The sequence below is a fragment of the Pseudarthrobacter sp. H2 genome (assembly GCF_050157045.1).
Classification (GTDB): Bacteria; Actinomycetota; Actinomycetes; order Actinomycetales; family Micrococcaceae; genus Arthrobacter.
This window is the reverse complement of sequence record NZ_CP189594.1, coordinates 1786681-1807470: the sequence shown is the minus strand read 5'-3', so window position 1 is coordinate 1807470 and position 20790 is coordinate 1786681. Positions and strand designations below refer to the sequence as shown.

At 69.5% G+C, this 20790-nt stretch carries 22 protein-coding genes and 1 pseudogene; 10 read left to right on the top strand and 13 right to left on the bottom strand.

Annotated features, from left to right (window positions below; genetic code table 11):
* Window positions 1-5: 5 nt before the first annotated feature.
* The 8 genes from ACQCSZ_RS08535 (at window position 6) to ACQCSZ_RS08500 (ending at window position 9874) form a co-directional block, all read left to right on the top strand.
* The gene (locus tag ACQCSZ_RS08535) at window positions 6-944 is read left to right on the top strand and encodes an FKBP-type peptidyl-prolyl cis-trans isomerase (protein ID WP_427007583.1); all 939 of its coding nucleotides are present in this window, start codon (window positions 6-8) and stop codon (window positions 942-944) included.
* A 49-nt stretch (window positions 945-993) separates the two neighbouring features.
* Entirely contained in the window at window positions 994-1389 is a 396-nt protein-coding gene (locus ACQCSZ_RS08530; protein WP_427007582.1) for an FKBP-type peptidyl-prolyl cis-trans isomerase, read from the top strand.
* A 171-nt stretch (window positions 1390-1560) separates the two neighbouring features.
* The gene (locus ACQCSZ_RS08525; RefSeq protein ID WP_427007581.1) at window positions 1561-3594 is read left to right on the top strand and encodes a helix-turn-helix transcriptional regulator; all 2034 of its coding nucleotides are present in this window, start codon (window positions 1561-1563) and stop codon (window positions 3592-3594) included.
* A 26-nt stretch (window positions 3595-3620) separates the two neighbouring features.
* The gene (locus ACQCSZ_RS08520; protein WP_427007580.1) at window positions 3621-3983 is read left to right on the top strand and encodes a hypothetical protein; all 363 of its coding nucleotides are present in this window, start codon (window positions 3621-3623) and stop codon (window positions 3981-3983) included.
* A 35-nt stretch (window positions 3984-4018) separates the two neighbouring features.
* Window positions 4019-4288 (top strand): Sec-independent protein translocase subunit TatA, encoded by a 270-nt coding sequence (gene tatA / locus ACQCSZ_RS08515; protein WP_211881061.1) that lies wholly within the window; start codon window positions 4019-4021, stop codon window positions 4286-4288.
* A 48-nt stretch (window positions 4289-4336) separates the two neighbouring features.
* A complete protein-coding gene (tatC, locus tag ACQCSZ_RS08510; RefSeq protein ID WP_427008288.1) occupies window positions 4337-5131 on the top strand; it encodes a twin-arginine translocase subunit TatC in 795 nt (264 codons plus the stop codon).
* Window positions 5132-5155: 24 nt separating this feature from the next.
* Window positions 5156-8074 (top strand): DEAD/DEAH box helicase, encoded by a 2919-nt coding sequence (locus ACQCSZ_RS08505; protein WP_427007579.1) that lies wholly within the window; start codon window positions 5156-5158, stop codon window positions 8072-8074.
* Between the two features lie 135 nt (window positions 8075-8209).
* Window positions 8210-9874, top strand: coding sequence for an amidohydrolase (locus tag ACQCSZ_RS08500; RefSeq protein WP_427007578.1), 1665 nt, complete (start codon window positions 8210-8212; stop codon window positions 9872-9874).
* 39 nt (window positions 9875-9913) lie between these two features.
* Here the strand turns inward: ACQCSZ_RS08500 and ACQCSZ_RS08495 are convergent, their stop codons facing one another.
* The 3 genes and pseudogenes from ACQCSZ_RS08495 to ACQCSZ_RS08485 all read right to left on the bottom strand — a co-directional run bounded on the left by ACQCSZ_RS08495 (window position 9914) and on the right by ACQCSZ_RS08485 (window position 10634).
* Window positions 9914-10090 (bottom strand): HepT-like ribonuclease domain-containing protein, encoded by a 177-nt coding sequence (locus ACQCSZ_RS08495; RefSeq protein WP_427007577.1) that lies wholly within the window; start codon window positions 10088-10090, stop codon window positions 9914-9916.
* 97 nt (window positions 10091-10187) lie between these two features.
* Window positions 10188-10352, bottom strand: a pseudogene (locus ACQCSZ_RS08490) (nucleotidyltransferase family protein); the annotation flags it as partial.
* Window positions 10353-10367: 15 nt separating this feature from the next.
* The gene (locus ACQCSZ_RS08485) at window positions 10368-10634 is read right to left on the bottom strand and encodes a helix-turn-helix domain-containing protein (RefSeq protein WP_427007576.1); all 267 of its coding nucleotides are present in this window, start codon (window positions 10632-10634) and stop codon (window positions 10368-10370) included.
* A gap of 548 nt (window positions 10635-11182) precedes the next feature.
* On the opposite strand from ACQCSZ_RS08485, the gene ACQCSZ_RS08480 reads away from it, so the two are divergent.
* Window positions 11183-11953 (top strand): polyprenol monophosphomannose synthase, encoded by a 771-nt coding sequence (locus ACQCSZ_RS08480; protein WP_427007575.1) that lies wholly within the window; start codon window positions 11183-11185, stop codon window positions 11951-11953.
* A gap of 88 nt (window positions 11954-12041) precedes the next feature.
* Here the strand turns inward: ACQCSZ_RS08480 and ACQCSZ_RS08475 are convergent, their stop codons facing one another.
* The 10 genes from ACQCSZ_RS08475 to ACQCSZ_RS08430 all read right to left on the bottom strand — a co-directional run bounded on the left by ACQCSZ_RS08475 (window position 12042) and on the right by ACQCSZ_RS08430 (window position 20310).
* Window positions 12042-12389: an RNA polymerase-binding protein RbpA gene (locus ACQCSZ_RS08475; RefSeq protein ID WP_136322768.1), complete on the bottom strand. Its 348-nt coding sequence runs from the start codon at window positions 12387-12389 to the stop codon at window positions 12042-12044.
* A gap of 337 nt (window positions 12390-12726) precedes the next feature.
* Entirely contained in the window at window positions 12727-13716 is a 990-nt protein-coding gene (locus ACQCSZ_RS08470; protein WP_427007574.1) for an SPFH domain-containing protein, read from the bottom strand.
* Between the two features lie 103 nt (window positions 13717-13819).
* Window positions 13820-14281: an NfeD family protein gene (locus ACQCSZ_RS08465; RefSeq protein WP_427007573.1), complete on the bottom strand. Its 462-nt coding sequence runs from the start codon at window positions 14279-14281 to the stop codon at window positions 13820-13822.
* 122 nt (window positions 14282-14403) lie between these two features.
* Entirely contained in the window at window positions 14404-15276 is an 873-nt protein-coding gene (locus ACQCSZ_RS08460) for a methyltransferase domain-containing protein (protein ID WP_427007572.1), read from the bottom strand.
* A 26-nt stretch (window positions 15277-15302) separates the two neighbouring features.
* Window positions 15303-15980 carry a peptide deformylase gene (locus ACQCSZ_RS08455; protein ID WP_427007571.1) on the bottom strand — a complete coding sequence of 226 codons (678 nt, stop codon included), beginning with the start codon at window positions 15978-15980 and terminating at the stop codon, window positions 15303-15305.
* Window positions 15981-15989: 9 nt separating this feature from the next.
* Window positions 15990-17012 (bottom strand): hypothetical protein, encoded by a 1023-nt coding sequence (locus ACQCSZ_RS08450; RefSeq protein WP_427007570.1) that lies wholly within the window; start codon window positions 17010-17012, stop codon window positions 15990-15992.
* A gap of 44 nt (window positions 17013-17056) precedes the next feature.
* Window positions 17057-18220: an FAD-dependent oxidoreductase gene (locus tag ACQCSZ_RS08445; RefSeq protein ID WP_427007569.1), complete on the bottom strand. Its 1164-nt coding sequence runs from the start codon at window positions 18218-18220 to the stop codon at window positions 17057-17059.
* On the bottom strand, window positions 18204-18959 hold the full coding sequence (locus tag ACQCSZ_RS08440; RefSeq protein ID WP_427007568.1) for a class I SAM-dependent methyltransferase: 756 nt from the start codon (window positions 18957-18959) through the stop codon (window positions 18204-18206). Before ACQCSZ_RS08440 ends, ACQCSZ_RS08445 begins: the two co-directional genes overlap by 17 nt.
* Window positions 18950-20182 carry a type III polyketide synthase gene (locus ACQCSZ_RS08435; RefSeq protein ID WP_427007567.1) on the bottom strand — a complete coding sequence of 411 codons (1233 nt, stop codon included), beginning with the start codon at window positions 20180-20182 and terminating at the stop codon, window positions 18950-18952. Before ACQCSZ_RS08435 ends, ACQCSZ_RS08440 begins: the two co-directional genes overlap by 10 nt.
* Entirely contained in the window at window positions 20179-20310 is a 132-nt protein-coding gene (locus tag ACQCSZ_RS08430; RefSeq protein ID WP_427007566.1) for a hypothetical protein, read from the bottom strand. The genes ACQCSZ_RS08435 and ACQCSZ_RS08430 overlap by 4 nt, the downstream gene beginning before the upstream one ends.
* A gap of 52 nt (window positions 20311-20362) precedes the next feature.
* Here ACQCSZ_RS08430 and ACQCSZ_RS08425 point away from each other — a divergent pair, with 52 nt between their 5' ends.
* The gene (locus ACQCSZ_RS08425) at window positions 20363-20719 is read left to right on the top strand and encodes a VOC family protein (RefSeq protein WP_427007565.1); all 357 of its coding nucleotides are present in this window, start codon (window positions 20363-20365) and stop codon (window positions 20717-20719) included.
* The last annotated feature ends 71 nt before the right edge of the window (window positions 20720-20790 follow it).

Genomic DNA, 20790 nt, shown 5'->3' with positions numbered 1-20790 from the left:
TCCAAGTGCGCCGACTACTAGCAATTCTCCTGCCCGGACTGCTGCTGCTGACCGCCTGCGGCGGAACGCCGGCCCCGGCGCCCACCCCGGAGCCCACCAGCCAGTCCGCCGGTGAAACCGCCAAGCTGGATTCCGTCAAGCTGACGGAAAACGGCGACAAGAAGGCCCCCGGTGTGGAGTTCACCAAGCCCCTGGAGGTCAAGGAACCGTCCGTCAAGGTGATCACCGAGGGCAACGGCGACCGCGTCAAGGCCAACCAGATCGCACAGATCTCCATCGTCGCCTTTAACGGCACGGACGGCTCCACCCTCGAAGACACCTTCGCCAACGATCCCGAGCAGCTCGAGCTGAACGACGACCTCAAGACCAGCAGCTCCGTCATCTACAACGCCTTTGTGGGCGCGAAGATCGGTTCCCAGCTCGCCCTCGCCGTCCCGGGACAGGCCGCCGCCGAGGGTGCCGAAGCCCAGCCCAGCCAGCTGCTCGTCGTCAAGGTGATCTCCGCCAAGGACGCGCCGCCGGTCCTGGACAAGCCTGAGGGCGACGCCGTCACCCCGCCGGCCGGACTGCCGACCGTGAAGGACAACGACAAGGGCGTCCCCGAGATTTCCGTGGAGGGCGTCGCCGCCCCGACGGCCCTCATCTCCCAGGACCTGATCAAGGGCAAGGGCCCCGAGGTCAAGGAAACGGATACCATCACCGTCAACTACGTCGGTGTCGCCCTGGCCGGCGGCAAGGTCTTCGATTCCAGTTTTGACAGCGGCAAAAAGGCCACCTTCCCGCTCACCGGCGTCATCAAGGGCTGGACCCAGGGCCTGACCGGCAAGACCGTCGGCTCCCGCGTCCTCCTGGTCGTCCCCAAGGACCTCGCCTACGGTGACGAAGGACAGGGCGACGCCAAGGGCGATCTCGTCTTCGTCGTCGACATCCTCGGCGTCAAATAACCAACCCCACCCACCACGCACACACAGAGCCACGCACGAAGGAGCAACCATGTCTTTTGGAGAACGCAAGCTTGACCGCGAAAAGCCGGAAATTGACTTCCCCCAGGGCGACGTGCCCACCGAACTGGTCATCACCGACCTGATCGAGGGCGACGGCGCCGAGGCCAAGGCCGGCGACACCGTCTCGACCCACTACGTCGGCGTCGCCTGGTCCACCGGCGAGGAATTCGACGCGTCGTGGGGCCGCGGCGCGCCGCTGGACTTCCGGGTCGGCGTCGGCCAGGTCATCCAGGGCTGGGACCAGGGCCTGCTGGGCATGAAGGTCGGCGGCCGCCGCCGGCTGGAAATCCCGTCCGAGATGGCCTACGGCTCCCGTGGCGCCGGCGGCGCGATCGGCCCCAACGAGGCCCTGATCTTCGTCGTCGACCTCGTCGCCGTCCGCTAGTCCCCACCCGCCCCCTATCCTCGCAAGTCCGCGCCGGCTCCCCGGACAGGGAACCCGGCGGGCATGGGCCCAGGCACCCGACCGCCAAAGCGCGGTAACAATCGGAGAAGTTCTTCCGGCGGTTACCGCGCTTTCGGCATTTTCCGGCAGGGACTTTAGTACCCTTGCGGGGTGTCCGCCTCACGTACAGAACGCCTCCTGAACCTGCTCATCGCGCTGCTCAACACCCAGTACGGGCTCCGCCGCAGCGAACTGCGGCAGAAGGTCTACCACGACACCACCAGCAACGACGTCTCGTTCGGGCGGATGTTCGAACGCGACAAGAGCGAGTTGCGCCGGTTCGGCTTCGAGGTGGAAACGGTGCTGGACCTGGGCTGGGGTTCGGATGATCCCGCCACCACCCGGTACCGGATCGGCAAGGAATCCAACCGGCTCCCGGACGTCAGCCTGACCCCCGAGGAACGCACCGTGCTCATCCTGGCGGCCCAGCTCTGGGAACAGGCCGCGCTCGGTTCCGCCGCCCTGAACGCCGTGCGCAAGCTGCGGGCAGCCGGCGAACTGCCGGACGCGGAACTGCCGGCAGGCGTCCAGCCGCGCATCCGGCCGGCCGGCCAGGCCTTCGAGGACCTCGTCGCGGCCATCCATGCCCAGCACCCGGCGGGCTTCCGGTACCTCGCCGGCAGCACCGGCAAGGAGGAGGAACGCCTCGTCGAGCCCTGGGGCCTGGGCAGCCGCTTCGGCCAGTGGTACCTCGTGGGCCAGGACCGGACCCGCGGTGCCAAGCGCTTCTTCCGCCTCTCGCGCCTGACATCCGCCGTCACCATCCTGGACAAGGAGTCCACCGCCGCGCCGGCGGGATTCAACGTCCGCGCCGAACTGGCCGGCCTTCACGAGCTGCCCGTCCGGTCCGCCGTCGTCGACGTCCAGGCGGGACGGCTGCTGGGGCTGCGCAAGCGGGCCACCGCCGCCGCCCCTGCCGGCGCGCCCGGCGCGGAACGCGTCGACGGAAGCGTGGCAGGCGCGCCGCCCGGCGCCGGCCGGGACCGTCTCACCGTGCCGTTCCGGGATGCCGAGACGCTCGGTGAGGAACTCGCGTCCTACGGGCCCCGGGTTCTCGTGGTGTCCCCGCCCGAGCTGGCCACGGCCGTGCGGCGGCGCCTGGCTGCCGCGGCCCGGTTCGCCGCGGCCCCCGCCCCTGCCGTTGCCCTCGCTGAGGTTTTCCGGCAAGCGAGCCCGGCCAAGCGCGGACGCAAGCGCACCTCCGAGGACCAGCTCAAGCGGATGCTGCAGCTGGTCCCGTTCCTGGTCCATAACCAGGGCCTGCACATCAGCGAGGTCGCCGCGACGTTCGGCGTCACCCGCAAGGAGCTCGAGGAGGACCTGCGGATCCTGATCTGCTCGGGCCTGCCGGAGGGGTACCCCGACGAGCTGCTGGACATCCAGTGGGACGACGACCATGTCTTCATCAGCCAGGACCTGGAGCTGAACCGGCCGGTCCGGTTCACGGTGGAGGAGGCCTGCGCCCTGCTGACCGGGCTGGAGACGCTCAACGGCCTGCCGGAACTGGCCGAAGGCAGCGCCCTGGAGTCCGTGACGCTCAAGCTCATGGCGGCGGCGGGGAAGGAAGGGCTCAAGGCGGCCTCGTTCTCCGGACCGGAGGTCGGACCGGAGAACTCAGCCACCCTGGCCACGGCGCGCGAAGCCATCCGCACCGGCGCGCAGCTGCGGCTCACGTACTTCTCGCCGCAGCGCGACACCGTCTCCGAGCGGGACGTGGACCCGCTCCGGCTCTACTCGCTGGACAACACCTGGTATCTCGAGGCGTACTGCCACTCCGCCCGGGGGCTGCGCAACTTCCGGCTGGACCGGATCGAAACCCTGCAGCCGAACGGCCGCCCGGTGTCCCGGGCGGCCGGGCCCGCGGACGGGTTTCCGGTGAAACTCTTCACCCCGAACGACGACGACACCCTCGTGGTGGTGGAACTGACCCGCCGGGGCGCCGGCCTCGCCGACGATTACTACGCCGAGCGCACCGCGGCCCTTCCCGACGGCGGGATGCTGGCCGAGATCCGGTTCGGCAGCACGGACTGGCTGCCCATGTTCGTCGCCCAACATGGCGGCGCGGTGCGGATCCTGGCGCCCGTCGCCCTCGCGGAGGCCGCCAGGGAGTGGATCGACGCGGCCCTGGCCCAATATGAAGACTAAGCGGTACGGAGGCTAGACTACTCAGCATGCCTTGGTGGTCCTGGATCGTGATCTGGATAGCGCTCGTCGCGCTGTCGCTGTTGTTTTTCGGCGTGCTCGGCGTTCGGCTGTTCCGGGCGTTCATGACGACCGCCAGGGAACTCGGCGACGCAGCGGAGCGGTTCTCCCGGTTCCCGCCCGGCCCGGACCGGCCCGAGGCCGTGGACCCGGCGGCAGCACCCGGCGCGCGCCCTGCCCCGGGCTCCGCCGTCTTTGCCTCGCCCGCCCGGATGCGACAAGATCACCACGATGCACGGCTCGCCCGGCAGGAGGCCCGCCGCCGGCGCCGCGTCCGGCGCAAGGCGGACCGGGGCCAGCCCCAGTCGCTCCGCGACATCGATTTCAGTTAGACGTAGGATGTACTCAAACGAAAGGACCTCCCCTCATGAGGCTTGAAGGCTGGCATCTCATCATCATCATCGTTCTCGCATTGGTGCTTTTTGCTGCACCGAAGCTGCCGGGCATGGCCAGGAGCCTTGGCCAGTCGATGCGCATCTTTAAGTCGGAAGTCCGCGAAATGAAGAAGGACGGCTCGTCCGCGTCCGCCGCGGACTCCGAGGCCGTTGAAGGCAAGGTCGTGAACCACCCGAAGACCACGGGCGCCGAAAGCGGCACGGGAGACGGCGCCGACGTTCCGCCGCCGAACCGCGCCTAAGACTCCATGGCAGTAACCATGAGCCGCCGAACCAACCCCGAAGGGCGGATGGCGCTCCTCGACCACCTGAAAGAACTGCGGAACCGGCTCTTCAAGGCTGCAATCGCCGTCGTACTGGGGACCGTCGTCGGCTTCCTCGTCTACCAGCCCATGCTCACGGCGCTGATCAAGCCGATCCGTGACCTCAACGAGCATGAGGGCCGGCAGGCCACGCTGAACTTCGACGGCGTGGCCAGCTCCTTCGACCTGATGATCCAGGTCTCCGTCTTCCTGGGCCTCATCGTCGCCAGCCCCGTCTGGCTCTACCAGCTCTGGGCGTTCATCGTCCCCGGCCTGCACAAGAAGGAACGGCGACTCGCCCTGTCCTTCGTCGCGGCGGCCGTGCCGTTGTTCGTGGGGGGCGTGGCCCTGGCCTGGCTTGTGCTGCCGAACGCGGTGCGGGTGCTGACCGATTTCACGCCCTCCGGCGGCTCCAACTTCATCAGCGCCCAGATCTACCTGTCCTTCGTGCTCCGCCTGCTGCTGGCATTCGGCATCGCGTTCCTGCTGCCCGTGGTCCTGGTCGGCCTGAACCTGGCCGGAGTGGTCAAGGGAGCGCAGCTCGTCAGGAGCTGGCGCATCACCGTCTTCCTGGTGTGCCTGTTCTCCGCCATGGCCGCGCCCGGCGCGGACGCCATGAGCATGTTCTACCTAGCGGCACCCATGCTGGTGCTCTTCTTCACGGCCATCGGCCTGTGCCTGATCAACGACCGCCGCCGGGACAAGCGGGCCATCAGGCGCGCGGCGGAAACCGAGGCCACCGCGGACCTGCCGACTCCCAGCTCCGAGCTGGGGAATCTCTAGCCGCAGGCGCATTAGGCTGGAAGCATGTCCTCCATACCCGGGCCGGAGTCGCCGTCCGAACGCTACCGCGCCAGCGCCGAGCGGGCCGCCGAAGCCAAAACGTACCTGGGCGGTTTCATCCGTTCGCTCGAATTCGAACTCGATGACTTCCAGCGCGAGGCGTGTTTGTCCCTTCAGGCCGGCAGGGGTGTGCTGGTCGCAGCCCCCACCGGAGCCGGCAAGACCATCGTGGGGGAGTTCGCCGTCTATCTGGCCCTCCAGCGGGGGCTCAAGGCCTTCTACACCACCCCCATCAAGGCCCTGAGCAACCAGAAGTACGCCGAGCTGGCCGCGAAGTACGGTGCAGCCCGGGTGGGCCTGCTGACCGGCGACACCAGCATCAACGGGGAGGCCCCCGTGGTGGTCATGACCACCGAGGTGCTCCGCAACATGCTGTACTCGGATTCCGGCACCCTGGACGACCTCGGCTTCGTCGTGATGGACGAGGTCCACTACCTCGCCGACCGCTTCCGCGGCGCCGTGTGGGAGGAAGTGATCATCCACCTGCCCAGCGAAGTGCAGGTCGCATCGTTGAGCGCCACGGTCTCCAACGCCGAGGAGTTCGGCGCCTGGCTGGACACCGTCCGGGGCCAGACCGACGTGATCGTCTCCGAACACCGCCCGGTCCCGCTCTGGCAGCACGTCATGGTGGGCCGGAAAATCGTGGATCTCTTCGCCGGCGACACCACCTTCGACGAGATCGCCCCGGCCGGCGAGCCGGGTGCGGCGGCGGTGTCCGCTGCCGCCGCCGCACCCGTCGCAACCGCCAACGCCGGCACGCGGGCCGGCTTCGAGGTCAACCCGGAACTGCTGTCCATGGCCCGGGCCGAGAGCCAGATGAATTTTTCCGGCCGCTTCGGCCACGGCGGCCGCAGCCAGCGGAATCAGCGCAAGCAACACAGCCAGCGGGATGACGACGCCGTTCAGGGCGGCCCGCGGAGCCCCGTCCGGAAGGCCAGCCGTCCCCAGGTCATCGCCAGCCTGGACCGGCAGGACCTCCTGCCGGCAATCACCTTCATCTTCTCCCGCGCCGGCTGTGACGCCGCCGTGGCCCAGTGCATCGCGGCGGGGCTGTGGCTGACGACCGAGCAGGAACAGCTCCTCATCGCCCGGCGGGTCGATGAGGCCGCCCAGGACATCCCCTCCGACGATCTGGACGTCCTCGGGTTCTGGAGCTGGCGGGACGGCCTGCTCCGCGGACTTGCCGCCCACCACGCGGGAATGCTGCCCACCTTCAAGGAGGTCGTGGAAAAACTCTTCGTCGACGGGCTGGTCAAGGCCGTGTTTGCCACCGAAACCCTGGCGCTCGGCATCAACATGCCGGCCCGCTGCGTCGTGCTGGAGAAGCTGGAGAAGTTCAACGGCGAGGCCCACGTGGGCATCACCGCCGGGGAGTACACCCAGCTGACCGGCCGGGCCGGGCGCCGCGGGATCGACGTCGAAGGCCACGCGGTGGTGTTGTGGCAGCCCGGCACGGACCCTGCCGCCGTCGCGGGCCTCGCCTCCCGGCGGACGTACCCGCTGAACTCGAGCTTCCGGCCCACGTACAACATGTCCGTCAACCTGCTGGCCCAGTTCGGCCGGCCCCGCGCCCGCGAGATCCTCGAATCCTCCTTCGCCCAGTTCCAGGCGGACCGCTCCGTCGTCGGGCTGGCCAAACAGGTCAGGAGCCGGGAAGAGTCCCTCGCCGGCTTCGGCAAGGCGATGACCTGCCACCTCGGGGACTTCACCGAATACGCACGGCTGCGGCGCGCCCTCTCCGATGCCGAGAACAACGCCTCCAAGAGCAGCTCCCGGGCCAGGAAGTCGCTCACCGAGGACTCCCTGAGCCGGCTGCTCCCGGGCGATGTGGTGGACGTGCCCAGCGGCCGGGCGCCCGGCCTCGCCGTGGTGCTCAGCTCGGACCACCAATCCCGCGAGCCCCGTCCGGCCGTCATGACCCTGGACAACCAGCTGCGGCGGATCGGCGTCCACGACGTCGAGGGCCCGCTCTCGCCGATCACCCGGGTCAGGATCCCGAAGTCCTTCAACGCGAAGGTGCCCAAGTCCCGGCGCGATCTGGCCTCGTCGGTGCGCAACGCCATCCGGGACAACCGGCCGCCGGCGCCGCCCGCCCGGCACGACGACTTCGGCCGCGCCGCCGCGCTGCCGGACCAGGAGAAGAAGATCGCCGAGCTGCGCCGTGCGCTCCGCGCCCACCCGTGCCATGGCTGCAGCGAACGCGAGGACCACGCCCGCTGGTCCGAGCGCTGGTGGAAGCTCCGGCAGGAGACGGACGGCCTGGTCCGCCAGATCCAGGGCCGGACCAACACCATCGCGAAGACGTTCGACCGGGTCTGCGGGGTGCTGGCCGGCTACGGGTACCTGGAAACCTCCGAATCGGGTGCGCTCACGATCAGTACGGACGGACAGCGGCTCCGCCGGATCTACGGGGAGAAGGACCTGCTGATTTCGCAGTCCCTGCGGATGGGCGCGTTCAACGACCTCGACGCCGCCGAGGTCGCCGCCCTGGCGAGTGTCCTGGTCTACCAGGCCAAACGGGAGGACCGCGGGCTGCGGCCGCGGATGCCCAGCGTGTCGCTGGAATCCGCCGTCGACACCGTGGTGCGCGAATGGTCCGCCCTCGAAGACGTGGAGGAAGCAAACAAGCTCCCGCTCACCGGCGAGCCCGAGCTTGGCCTGGTCTGGCCGATCTTCAAGTGGGCCAAGGGAAAGCACCTCCAGGACGTCCTCAACGCCACGGACCTGGCCGCGGGCGACTTTGTCCGCTGGGTCAAGCAGGTCATCGATCTCCTGGACCAGCTGGCCAAGATCCCCGGCCTGGACCCGCGGGTGGCGCGGCTCTGCGCGGAGGCCATCAAACTGGTCAAGCGCGGCGTCGTCGCCTATTCCACCGTGGGATGACCGCCGCCTGAGTACGGCCGCACCTTTGTCCAGAACTGTCCCTCATTCCTTCCGACTGCCCCGTCCGAACGCCCGTCCGAACAGGGCCGGCACGACGCCGCCCGCCACCTCCCAGCCACAAGGAGCCCCTGCCCCATGACCGATTCACCGGCCACCCCCGCAGCACGCAAGGTCACGCTGTACCGCAACGGTTCCGTCTACACGGCAGCCGATCCCTTTGCGACGGCGATGCTGGTCGACGGCGACACGGTCGCCTGGGTCGGCTCCGAGCAGGCCGCCACTTCCATCGCCGACCCGTCCATGGACGTCGTCGACCTCCAGGGCGCACTCCTCGCTCCCGGATTCGTCGATTCCCACGTCCACCTGACCGAGACGGGCATTGCCCTGGGCACGCTGCGGCTCGGCGGAGTCCGCTCCGCCGCCGAGCTGCTTGACGCCGTCGCGGGCGCCGCCGCGGGCTCCGGCACAGACGGAACGGTGCTCGGCCACGGCTGGGATGAGACCCTGTGGGCCGATCCCGCACTGCCCGCGCGGGAGGAACTCGAACGGGCCGCGGGCGGCCGGAAGGTCTACCTGTCCCGCGTGGACGGGCACTCGGCGCTGGTTTCCTCCTCGCTCGCGTCCGCCGCCGGGCTCGAATCCCTCGAGGGTTCCGCCGCCGGCAGCCAGGTCAAACATGCCGCCCACACCGCCGCCCGGCTCGCGGCGCGGCAGCTTCCCGCCGCCACCCTCCGCGGCCACCAGCAGCGGGCGCTGGCCGAAGCGGCCGCCAACGGCTACGTCGCCCTCGCCGAAATGGCCGCCCCGCAGATCGGCAGCATCGAGGACCTGCAGCTCGCGGCGGCCTGGAGCGCCGGCCCCGACGGCGCACCGGACGTTCCTGAAATCCTGCCGTACTGGGGGCAGCTGGCCACCTCGGCCGACCACGCCCGGTCCATCCTGGCGGGACTGGGCGTGTCCGTGCTCGGCCTCGCCGGGGACCTGAACATTGACGGTTCGATCGGTTCGCGCACCGCTGCCCTCGGCGACGACTACAGCGACGCACCGGGGGAGCGCGGCAGCCTGTACCTCTCGGTCGCGGAGGCCGCGGCGCATCTGGCCGCGTGCTCGCTGCTGGGCATCCAGGCGGGCTTCCATGTGATCGGGGACGCAGGCCTCGCCGCGGCCCTGGACGCCCTGGACGAGGCCGCAGCCGAGGTGGGCGAGCAGCGGGTCCGCGCCGCCGGCCACCGCTTCGAGCACGTCGAGATGGCCGGCCCGGACGACATCAGCAGGCTGGCCAGGTACTCCGTGACGGTCAGTGCGCAGCCGGTGTTCGACGCGCTCTGGGGAACGGGGGACGGCCTCTACGAGCAGCGTCTCGGCGCCCGCCGCCGGGGGATGAACCCGTTCGGCTCCTTCTACGCCGCCGGCGTCCCGATCTGCTTCGGCAGCGACAGCCCGGTGACGCCGCTCCGGCCATGGTCCAGCGTGCGCGCCTGCCTGGAGCACAACAACCCGGACGAACGGATCTCCGCCCGCGCCGCCTTCCTCGGCCACACCCGGGCCGGGTGGCGGGCAGCCCGTTACCGGAACCCGATGGCCGGCCAACTGGTCCCGGGCGCTCCCGCCAGCTTCGCCGTCTGGGAGGCCGAGGAACTCATGGTCCAGGTCGCCGACGGCAGGGTGCAGTCCTGGAGTACCGACCCCCGGGCCCGCACGCCGCTGCTGCCGGCCCTGGACACCGGCACCGATCCGGCCTGCCTGCTGACTGTCCGGGACGGCCGGGAGCTGTTCTCCGATGGCTCCCTCGGGTCCTGAGACGGCGCCGAAACCGGGCCTTCGCGCCGGCGGCGGAGGTCAGGACCAGCCCTCCACGTCCGAACGCATTTCGCCAAGGCGTGCTCTGAGCTCAGGCAGGCTGGCAGCGGCGGTAGTCCAGATGATGTCGTAGCGGATGCCAGAGTAGTCGTGAGCCAGAACGTTCCGCAGCCCGCGCAGGTTGCGCCACGGGATCGACGGATACTGCCCCCGCACCTGCTCCGGGATCCGGTCCGCGGCGGTGTTCAGGTCGGTTCGCTTTGCCTTCTTGGCGTGAACCGCCCACCTTCGGGCATGTCTTGAGGGCCGTGATTCACAACGGGACTGCTTCGCCCAAAATGCGGTCCATCACTGAACCGGTGGACCCGGAAGGGACGATGTCCACGTCCACGCCCAGCAACTCGACCAGGTCGAGCCGAAGCCCGGCAAGGTCGAAGAGCGTCGCACCTGGCTCAAGGTCGACAAGGAGATCAAGATCGGAGCCGGGCGTGTCCTAGCCGCGTACCGCCGACCCGAAGACACGGACATTCCCGGCCTTGTGCCTTCTTGCGGCTTCCAATGTCTCGCTACGGCGCTCGGCCAGGATCTCTGAAGGCCTGCGCCTGAGGGCAGCCATAATCCGCTCCCGGGTCTCCGGCCGGGGGACGCGCTTCCCGGATTCGTATGCTGACAGATTCGGCTGGCTGACGTGTGCGAGCTCGGCCAGACGTTTTTGGCTCAGCCCGGATTGGACCCGATTCAGGGCGATCTCATTGGTCATGAAAGCGAGTATATCGACCCGATATAGCTCAGGAAAGCAGCTCAGGTCCAGTAGGTACAGACGACAGGACGCAACGACTTCCAGGTCCCCGGGCCAGGCGGCGACACGCCGCGCGCGGTGCGGACACACCGTGTTGCCGACCCGAAATCCTGGCCCCAAACACGCCCCTGACCTGCTACGACGGATGAAACGGCAGGTCACAGTGCGGTTGACAGATCAGGACGCGCCCGTAGCATTGAGGGTCAACGGAGGCTTGCGTACGGCGCAGGATCCGGTTGATCCCGGCCAGTTGCAGGTTGCCGCAGACGCGGCAGCTTTCTTTGGTCGTGACCATGGGCACCCCCCGGGGCCGGCCCACTTCGCAGCAGAAAACTCTTCCGGCGGTGCATCCCGTGGGCTTCCGGAACTGGCCCGAAGCGGGTGGACCTGCCCCGGGGGATGCCTGCGGCCGCCGAGGGGGCGGGCGACTCCCTATAATGGAGAATTGCGCCTCAGTCACTGCTGCCTGCCGGGTGCTTCGACCGCTCCCTACAAGGAAAGGCCCCGCTGTGCGTGTCCTCACCATTATCCCGACCTACAACGAGCTGGAATCGTTGCCCAAGACCCTCGGGCGCCTTCGCACGGCTGTGCCGGCTTCCGATGTCCTGGTTGTCGACGACAACAGCCCCGACGGTACGGGGCAGCTGGCGGACCGCTTCGCCGCCGAGGACAGCCAGGTCCACGTCCTGCACCGCCAGGGCAAGGCGGGACTCGGAGCGGCCTACATCGCCGGCTTCAGGTGGGGCCTCGACGCCGGCTACGACGTCCTGGTCGAGATGGATGCCGACGGTTCGCACCAGCCGGAGCAGCTCCAGCAGCTCCTCGACGCCGTCGAACAGGGCGCGGACCTCGCCATGGGCTCACGCTGGGTTGCCGGCGGCAGCGTCGTGAACTGGCCGCTGTACCGGCAGGCCATCTCCCGGGTCGGCAGCACCTACGCCCGCATCATGCTGGGCGTCAATATCAAGGACGTGACGGGCGGCTTCCGCGCATTCCGCCGGAGCACCCTGGAGAAAGTGAACCTGGACTCCGTCGATTCGGTCGGCTACGGCTTCCAGGTGGATCTCGCCTGGCGCGTGGCGAAACTGGGGCTGACGATCGTGGAACGGCCTATCACCTTCGTTGAGCGCGAACTGGGCGCCTCGAAGATGAGCGGGAACATTGTGGTCGAAGCCATGGTCAACGTCACGAGGTGGGGCCTGACGGCACGCTGGAACACGCTCACCGGCAAGCTCGGCGGCAAGAACAAGAACTCAGCCCGGCAGGCGGGCAAGGCCTAGCCAGGCAGCCGGCAAGAATAAAGGGCCGGGCCCGCACGTCGGAAGGACGTGCGGGCCCGGCCCTTTATTCTTGCCGGTGCGGGGACGCTCAGGCCGAACGGCGTTCGCCCCGGCGTTCACGCAGGATCGTGAGGCGGTCTTCGAGGATCTGCTCCAGTTCGGGGAGGGAGCGGCGTTCCAGCAGCATGTCCCAGTGCGTGCGGACTGCCTTCTCGTTGCTGTTGACGGGACGTTCGCCGTCGACCAGCAGTGCTTCCTTGCCCGTCTTCGAAACCCATACCGGGGGGATCTCCGCTTCGGAGGAGAAGGTCACGAATACCTGCTCACCGTCCGCGCAACGGTACTCGACCCGCTGGCGCGGAGCCGGTTCGACGCCGGATTCGGTCTCCATGCTTTGTGCGCCAAGGCGCATACCCCGCAGGCTGCGATCGCTCATCTTTTCTCCCTCTATTCGGTTCACAGAGCCAAGCCCTGCGTCAGCCGGGGGCCCAGGGGCCGCGCCGGACTATTGTTTGCATTGCGCTGCACCGGTGATCAGGTACCGGAAAACTTGTCAACTGGTAAAACGCTTTGCGAAGCATAATTGTTCCGGCGCACTGAACAGGCCGGACAAATACTCAAGTATACGGGCAAGCGCAGTTGCAGGTAAAGCACGTAGGCGCAGGGCAACCCGCGTCGGAACCCGCCGGTCAGCAGTGGCGAAGGAGGGGAGGAACCCGCCTCAGCGGATCCCTCCCCTCCTCACTCCGACCCCTTGGGCGGACCCGTGGGTGTCAGAACTCCCGGACGGGCGGCATGGGTCCCCGCGCGCCGTCTTCCGGGACAGCCGAGGGGACAGCCGCACCGGCAGCCGGGTCCGGGCCGGACAAGCCCTCCGGCGCCTGGGCGCCGTTGCCGCCGCCGAGGGCGTTGCCGATGCCCTTGAGGGCCTCGCCGACCTCGCTCGGAATGATCCAGAGCTTGTTGGCCGAACCCTCGGCAATTTTCGGGAGCATCTGCAGGTACTGGTACGCCAGGAGCTTCTGGTCCGGGTTGCCCTTGTGGATGGCGTCAAACACCTTCTGGATGGCCTGCGCTTCGCCGTCCGCCCGCAGGATTGCCGCCTTGGCGTCACCTTCGGCCTTCAGGATGGAGGACTGCCGCTGGCCCTCGGCGGTGAGGATGGCCGACTGCTTGGTGCCCTCGGCGGTGAGGATGGCGGCGCGGCGGTCCCGCTCGGCACGCATCTGTTTCTCCATCGAGTCCTGGATGGAGTGGGGCGGATCGATCGCCTTGAGCTCCACGCGGGAGACGCGGATGCCCCAGCGGCCTGTCGCCTCGTCCAGCACGCCGCGCAACTGGCCGTTGATCTGGTCACGCGAGGTGAGTGCCTCTTCGAGGTTCAGGCCGCCCACCACGTTGCGGAGCGTGGTGGTGGTGAGCTGTTCGACGGCCTGGATGTAGTTGGCGATCTCGTAGGTTGCCGCCCGGGCGTCGGTGACCTGGAAGTAGACCACGGTGTCGATGGAGACCACGAGGTTGTCTTCGGTGATGACCGGTTGCGGCGGGAAGGAGACCACCTGTTCACGCAGGTCCAGCAGCGGCAGCAGCCGGTCGACGAAGGGGATCAGGATCGTGAGGCCCGGGTTGAGGGTGCGCAGGTACTTGCCCAGCCGTTCAACGACGCCGGCACGGGCCTGCGGGATGATCCGCACCGACCGGACCAGCACGATAATCACAAATGCAACCAGAACCAGCAGCACAATTGCGACTGCGATATCCATACATCACCTTTTCCCCAGTTGTTGACTCTTGCTTCTGCTTGCCGGACTGGCGTTGCCCGGTCTTGCGGTCCTCTTTTTACCCGCCTGCTTTACTCGCCGGTCCTTACCCGGGTAAGGGCCCGGGCTGCGGGGCGACGACGGCGGTGGCGCCGTCGATGGCGCTGACCACGGCCTGCTGGCCGGGTGCGAGGACACCGGTTTCCGTGCGGGCACTCCAGACGTCACCGCCGATCTTGACCAGGCCGCCGCTTGCGCTGACGGCCTCCATGACCAGGGCGGACTCGCCGATCAGGCGCTCGATGTTGCTGCGCTGGTCCGCGGGTCCCTTGCGGAGGTGCCTGAGCGCCACCGGCCGCACGAAGCCGATCATGAGCAGGGAGACCACGCAAAAGGCCACGATCTGCAGCCACAGGTCCGCGCCGGCGAAGTCAGCCAGCAGTCCGGCGAGGGCACCGCCGCCGAGCATGATGAAGAAGAGGTCCAGCGTGAGCATCTCCACCACGGCGAAGACGAGGAAGACCGTGAGCCAGAGTGCCCACCAGTTCCCGGCCAGCCATTCGAACATCTGTTCCCCCTTCGTCCCGGGAGTTGCAGGCGCAGCTCCCCAGTCACTGTGGTTCCATCCTAAGCCGAAGGGCACGGGCCGGGGCGGTGCGGTGGCTGCTGCCGGGAAACGTGGCTGAGTCGTTATGCCGCGGCGTGCCTGAGGGGTTCAAAGACGCTGATCCGGAAGCGCGCCGACACGGCGGTCAGCGGCGGAAGACCGGCCGCCAGGGACGCCAGGGCCGCCCGGTCCAGGTGGTGGCCGGCCGGCCCCATGAGGGCCAGGTTCGCGACGTCGGCGGGGCCCAGGGACAGGTCCAGGTCCAGGTTCCGGGCGGCGAGAGGGGAGAAGTGCCCTTCGAGCGCGGCCGCCAGCCGCTCCTCCTTGGCCGGTTCGATCCCGAGCATTCCGGTCTGTCCGGAGACTTCCGCAAGATGGCCGGGCCGCGGCGTGACCACCACGAGGCGGCCGCCGGGCCTGAGGATCCGGGCGAACTCGGCCGCGTTGCGCGGCGCGAACACCACGGTAACGACGTCGACGGCGCCGTCCGCCAGCGGCAGCGGCTGCCAGACGTCGCCGACCAGGTTCACGGCCTCCGGGTTCATCCTGGCCGCGCGGCGCAGCGCGAACTTCGAAATATCCAGTCCGACCGCCGCCGCCGGGAACCGGTCCAGCAGGGTCCGCAGGTAGTGCCCGGTGCCGGTGCCGGCATCCAGCACCCTGGCGCCGGAGCCGGTGAAGGCGCCGGCGAGTGCGGGCGCGGCGACTTCCGCCACTGCCTCGGCGAGGGGCCGGTAGTGGCCGGCGGAGAGGAAATCGAAGCGGGCCGCCACCATGTCCGCCGCGTCAGCTTCGAAGACGGTACCCTTGCCGACCAGGAAGTTGAAGTACCCCTGCCGGGCCGCGTCGAAGCTGTGGCCCGCCGGACAGACCAGGGTCCGGGCCGCAACACCGGCCGCTCCGAGGGGGCTGCGGCACACCGGGCACAGCAGGGGGACAGTCGGGACGGGGAGCATGTGTCCATCCTAGGGGCGGCCCAGGGCTATCCCGCAGTCCCTTCGCCGTCCGGCAGGAACCCGAGTTCCTGCCGGGCCAGGGCGATGTCCGGCTGGGACCAGCGGGCCGAGTATTCGGCGTTGCTGCTGAGGGACCGCAGTTCCGCCCGGTCAAGGTACAGGATTCCGTGCAGGTGGTCGGTCTCGTGCTGGACGATCCGGGCCTGCCAGCCGGAGAAGTCCCGCCGGCCCGGTGTTCCGTCGGGGGCCGTGAATTCAAGCCGGACGGAGGCGGGACGCAGCACGGCGGCCTGCAGCCCGTTCAGCGAGAGGCAGCCCTCGTAAAAGGCTGCGGTCGAGGTGCCGAGGGGCCGGTAGCCCGGGTTCAGCATGGCGAAGAAGGGCAGCGGCTCCCGGCTGCGCACGGCGGCGACACCGGCGTCGACCTCGAACTGGTCCTCAAGGACGGCGAGCTGCAGCGGGATCCCCAGCTGCGGGGCCGCCAGCCCGACGCCGGGTGCCTTGTGCATGACGCTGCGCATGAGGTCGATCAGCTGCGCAAGCTCGGCGTCGTTCAATTGGCCGTCGTAGGGCGCGGCCCACTGCCGCAGGACCGGATGGCCGGCCTGGACAATCGCGGGAAGGATCCCGGCAGCCAGGATCTGCTGGACGGTTTCGCGGATGCGGGCGGCGCTGAAGTCTGTGGGCTGGGCATCTGCGGGCATGGGATCAGACTACTGGCGTCCGCAGGCCGATGTGACAAAGTCGTAAAGACGCCCCCGCAGAAGCCCTCCGGCGTCGACCTTCAGGATTCCTTCCCTCCCGCCGGCCCGCACCCGCAGCGGCAGCAGCGTCCCCACTTTGTCCTCGGCAACGGCGTGCGGGTCGCAGCGCGCGGGGCGGATGCGCAGCCGGAGCACGGTGGCTTGCCCCGGGCGCTGTCCGCCCGCGCTGACCGTCACTGAGCGGGGCCACGGCTCGTCCTGGTCCTCCTCCAGCAGCGTGGTGCCCTCGATCCGGTCAACGGTCAGTGTCTGTCCGCCGGCCGGGCCGGCGGGGTGCGGCGTGATCGTCAGACGCATGACGGCGGTCCGTCCGTCGGCGGACACCTCAAGGTCCGGTTCCAGCCGGAAGCCGGCGACGGCGGAGGCCGCCCCGGCCAGGCACATTTCGGCGTTGTTCCGTGTGAGGACGCCGTAGGGGTCCGGCGCCGGGACCGCGGCCTGTTGTTCCGTCCGTCCTTCCGGTCCGGCCAGCCGGAGGGACACCGTGGCGGGGCCTCCCGGCCCGGCGTCCGCTGGTCCTGGCGTTGCCGTCACTGCCGCTGCGGTCCCTGCCGCTGGCCCCGCCGGGGCTGGTCCTTGCCCGCAGTCCGGGGCGGGCAGCGGCGCCGGCAGGCTCTTGGGCTGTCCCGGCGGCAGCTCTATCCCGCCGCCCGGTGCCGGCCAGCTGATCCCGGAAGGGAAGAGCGGGCTCTCCAGCTCCGCCCCCAGCACGGTCAGAGGGCCGGCGGTGTTGTTGGTGAGCTGTATTTCGATGATCTGCCTGCTGTAGTTGTCGCGGAATTGGTTGATCCCGGCCGTCACCGGCCGGGGCGCGGCCGATGCGGGAGGGGAGGCCCCGGGGGCGGGGATGACGGCGCTGCAGGACGCCGTCGTGGCCAGCAGGAGCAGCGCGGCGAGTACCCTCGGCGTGGTCGTCCGGGCGGACGGAGCGGCGGCCGGACGCCCCCGGTGCCGCGGGAAGAGGCGGCCCATGGGAACAGTCTAGGCTGAACGTGTTCTATGGCGGCATGGGGCTGTCACTGCATGGTGAACCGGCGGGCGATGAGCAGGTTCACCGCCGGAACTGCGGCGGCGGCGGAGATTGCCCGGTTCCGGACGGCAAGGAGTGGGCCCGGCAGGGGCCGCCCCAACGCCATGTTGATTTCCGACTGCCGGACGGCCGTGGCGGCGGCCCTCAGCCGCGTCCGTTCGAAGCACCGCAGCGGCGCAGCCACGCCGCTGCCGTTGCCGTTGCCGCTGCCGTTGTGCAGGGCGGCGGCCAGGATGGGCGCCAGAGCCAGCGCGTCCAGCAGCCCGAGGTTCATGCCCTGCCCGCCGATGGGGCTGACCTCATGGGCCGCGTCTCCGATCAGTATGGTCCGGCCGTTCACCATGCGGCGGGCCAGCCGCGAGCGGACGCCGAAGCCGCTGAGCATGTTGTTCGTCCCCGGGTCAATCCCGATTCCGGTGCGTTCGGTGACCCGCCGCGCCAGCCAGCGGGCGTCCGCACCGGCCGGCACGGCAGCCAGCCGGACGACCCAGCGGCGCACCCCGCCCGGAAGGGGGAAGGACTCCACAATGCCGTCGGCTGCCAGGAACAGGGCGGCGTCCGGGCCGAAGTCCGTGCTCTCGGCAAAATCCCCCATCAGATAGCTGTCCGGATAATCCTTCGCCTTCACGGGGATGTCCTGCAGCGCCCGCACGGTGGACCGCGCGCCGTCGGCCGCCACCAGGAGCGGCGCCGAATACCGGACTGCGCCCGCGGGGGAGGCGGCCTCCACGATAACCCGGCCGCCGTCGTCGTGCAGCCCGGTGAGCCGGACACCCCGGTGCAGGGCGTCGGGGTCCAGTTCCCGGATGCGCCGCTCCAGCACCGCCTGGGTGCGTGTCTGCGGCAGCGAGAGGACGTACGGGAACATGTCGGACACCCCGGCGAAGGACATCTCGGCAAGACGCCGGCCGCCGCCGACGGCGATGCCGCGGCGGATCGCCACGCCCTGGGCCACGAGTTCCCGGGCCACGCCGGCGCCCTGCAGGGCGGCAAGCGCCGGGGGATGGATGCCGATGGCACGGGGGTGCGGGTCTGCGGCGGGCCGCTGCTCCAGGACCCGGACCGTGACGCCGCGCTGCAGCAGCAGGACGGCCAGGAAAAGCCCCACGGGTCCGCCGCCGATGACCAGGACCTCAGCCTCCCGCGGCATTCCTGCCACCCCGTTCACCGGACCGTTTGTCCGCCCGCTTGTCCAGGATCAGCAGGTTCCGGAAGGGGGAGCGGCGTGCCGCAGTCCAGCCGGGGGGAGCCACGGCCTGAAGCTCCCGGGAGGTGTAGCTGCGCCGGATCGACGTCAGCCCGTCCTGCCGGATGTAGGAGCCGGTGAACACCCAGGACCCCGCATAGAAGAGCGCATAGGCGGCGGCGCTGCGCCGCAGGTCGTTGTGGAGGACCAGGCCGCGGCACAGGGCCGCGGAGTCGGCGAGGAACGCCGGCAGCCCGTCCGTTTCCAGATGGTGGAGCACGTGGTTGGAGATCACGATGTCGTAGCTGCGGCCTTCGTCCACGAGCACGGACGCCGGGGCCTGCCGGAAGGTGACGCCTGCGGCGCCGTTCCGCTCGAGGGCGAAACGGCTGGCCCGCGGGTCCGGGTCGATGGCCGTGATCTCCAGCCGCAGCCCGTCGCTGGCGGCCCAGCGGGCGAGCCGGACGGGCACGTCGCCGCCGCCGCAGCCGATGTCCAGCAGGGTGGCGGGTGAGCCGGGGGAGAGCAGTGGCCTGATCTGGGTGCGGTAGATGCCGCGCCAGCCGGAGACGGTCCTGTTGACGAGGGCGAACTGCGCATAGGTGCGGTCCAGCCGTGCCGGATCGCAGCCGGGCAGGTCCATTTCCTCGACGGCACCGGCAGCGCGGGCGCGCAGGGGGCCCCTGCCTGCGCTCAGGCCCATGCGGATTCCGGCAGGGCGGCGGTTCCGGTCCGCCCGCCGTCGCCGTCCCGCGGCGCCCGGAGCTTGGTGAACAGGGCCGTTTCCACCGTCAGGCCGGGGCCGAACGCCATGGAACAGATCCGCTCGCCCCCGGCTGCGGAGTCGTCCTCGGGGGCGGCAGCGTCGGCCGCGTCTGCAGCGGCGGGAAGGTCCAGGATGTGCTTGAGCACGAACAGGACCGTGGCGCTGCTCATGTTGCCGAAGTTCCGCAGGGTTTCACGGGCCGGGACCAGCTGCTCGTCGGTGAGCTCCAGCCGGGACTGGACCTTGTCCAGGATGCTGCGGCCGCCCGGGTGGATGGCCCAGTGCCGGATGTCCCGGTAGGGGAGTCCGAGCAGGGTGCTGTCGCGGGAGAGCAGCGGCTCCAGGGCGCCGATGATGTGGTCGTCGATGATGTGCGGGACGTAGTTTCCGAGCACCATCTCGAAGCCTTCGTCGCCGATGTTCCAGGCCATGGATTCCTCGCCGACGGGGGTCAGGACGGTCTCGAAGTGGTCCAGCTGCAGCAGCGCCGGCGCGCCGGGGATCTCCCGGGCGGTGATGATGGCGGCCGCCGCGCCGTCGGCGAAGAGTGCCGAGCCCATGATGGTGTCCGGGTCGTTGGAGGTCCGGACGTGGAGGGAGCAGAGTTCCGCGCAGACCACCAGCACGACGGCGTCCGGATCGGCCTCGCAGAAGGATTTGGCGGCCCGCAGCGCAGGGAATGCCGCATAGCAGCCCATGAAGCCGAGGTGGTAGCGCTGCACCGCGGGGTTCAGGCCCAGGGCCCGGACGATCTTGTAGTCCGGGCCGGGGTTGAAGAATCCCGTACAGGAGACCGTCACGAGATGGGTTATGTCAAGCACGTCGATTCCGGGGCAGGCGTCGACGGCCTTCCGGGCGGCCTCGATGAAGAGTTTGCTGGCTTCGGTGGCGAAGATGTCGTTCCGGACCTTGGTGCTGGGGCTGAGCAGCAGGCCCGTGGCCGGGTCAAAGAACCGCGGATTCTCCGCGCGGCGGGCCATGGTCAGTTCCTCGACGGCGGTGTAGCGGGTGTCGATGGCTGCCGAGTCGAAGCAGGTGGCAACCAGCCTGGTGCCCAGCCTGGTCAGCCCTGGCTGGGCGGCAAACACGTCGCGCGCTTCGGACTGGACCAGGACAGTTGGCGGAACAGCAGTTTCCAGGGACCTCAGGTAGACCGTCATGGTTCATTCTCAGTGAGGCCGGCGTCAAAGACAATGGTTCCGCTTGCGGCGTGCGCGGCGGCGGGGACGCCGTCGTGCGTGGCGAAACAGGTCACCAGACCGATCAGGAACCGGGAAGCGCCGGTCACGGGCCACTGCTAGAGTGACCGCCATGGACACCACCACGACCCAGGAGTGAACATGACCGGCTCTTCCACCCAGGGAATCAAGACCGTGCTGCATCCCGTGTCCGACCTCGCCGCGGCCAAGGCGGTGTACGCCGCCCTGCTCGGCGTGCCGCCGCAGACCGACGGGCCCTACTACGTCGGCTTCGAGGCCGCCGGCCAGCACATCGGGCTGGTGCCCGGCGGCGGACCGCAGGGCATGACCTCGCCGGTGGCCTACTGGCACGTGCCGGACCTCGCGGCGAAGCTGGCCGAGGTGACCGCCGCGGGTGCCACCGTGAAGGAGCCCGCGCACGACGTCGGCGGCGGCCGCCTGGTGGCCACCGTCACCGACCCCGACGGCAACGTCCTCGGGCTGCTCCAGGACCCGTGAGGTAGACAGCGGGCTGCTCCAGTGAGGTGGACAGCGGACCGCGCCGGCGAACGAGGACCGGCTGTACCGCC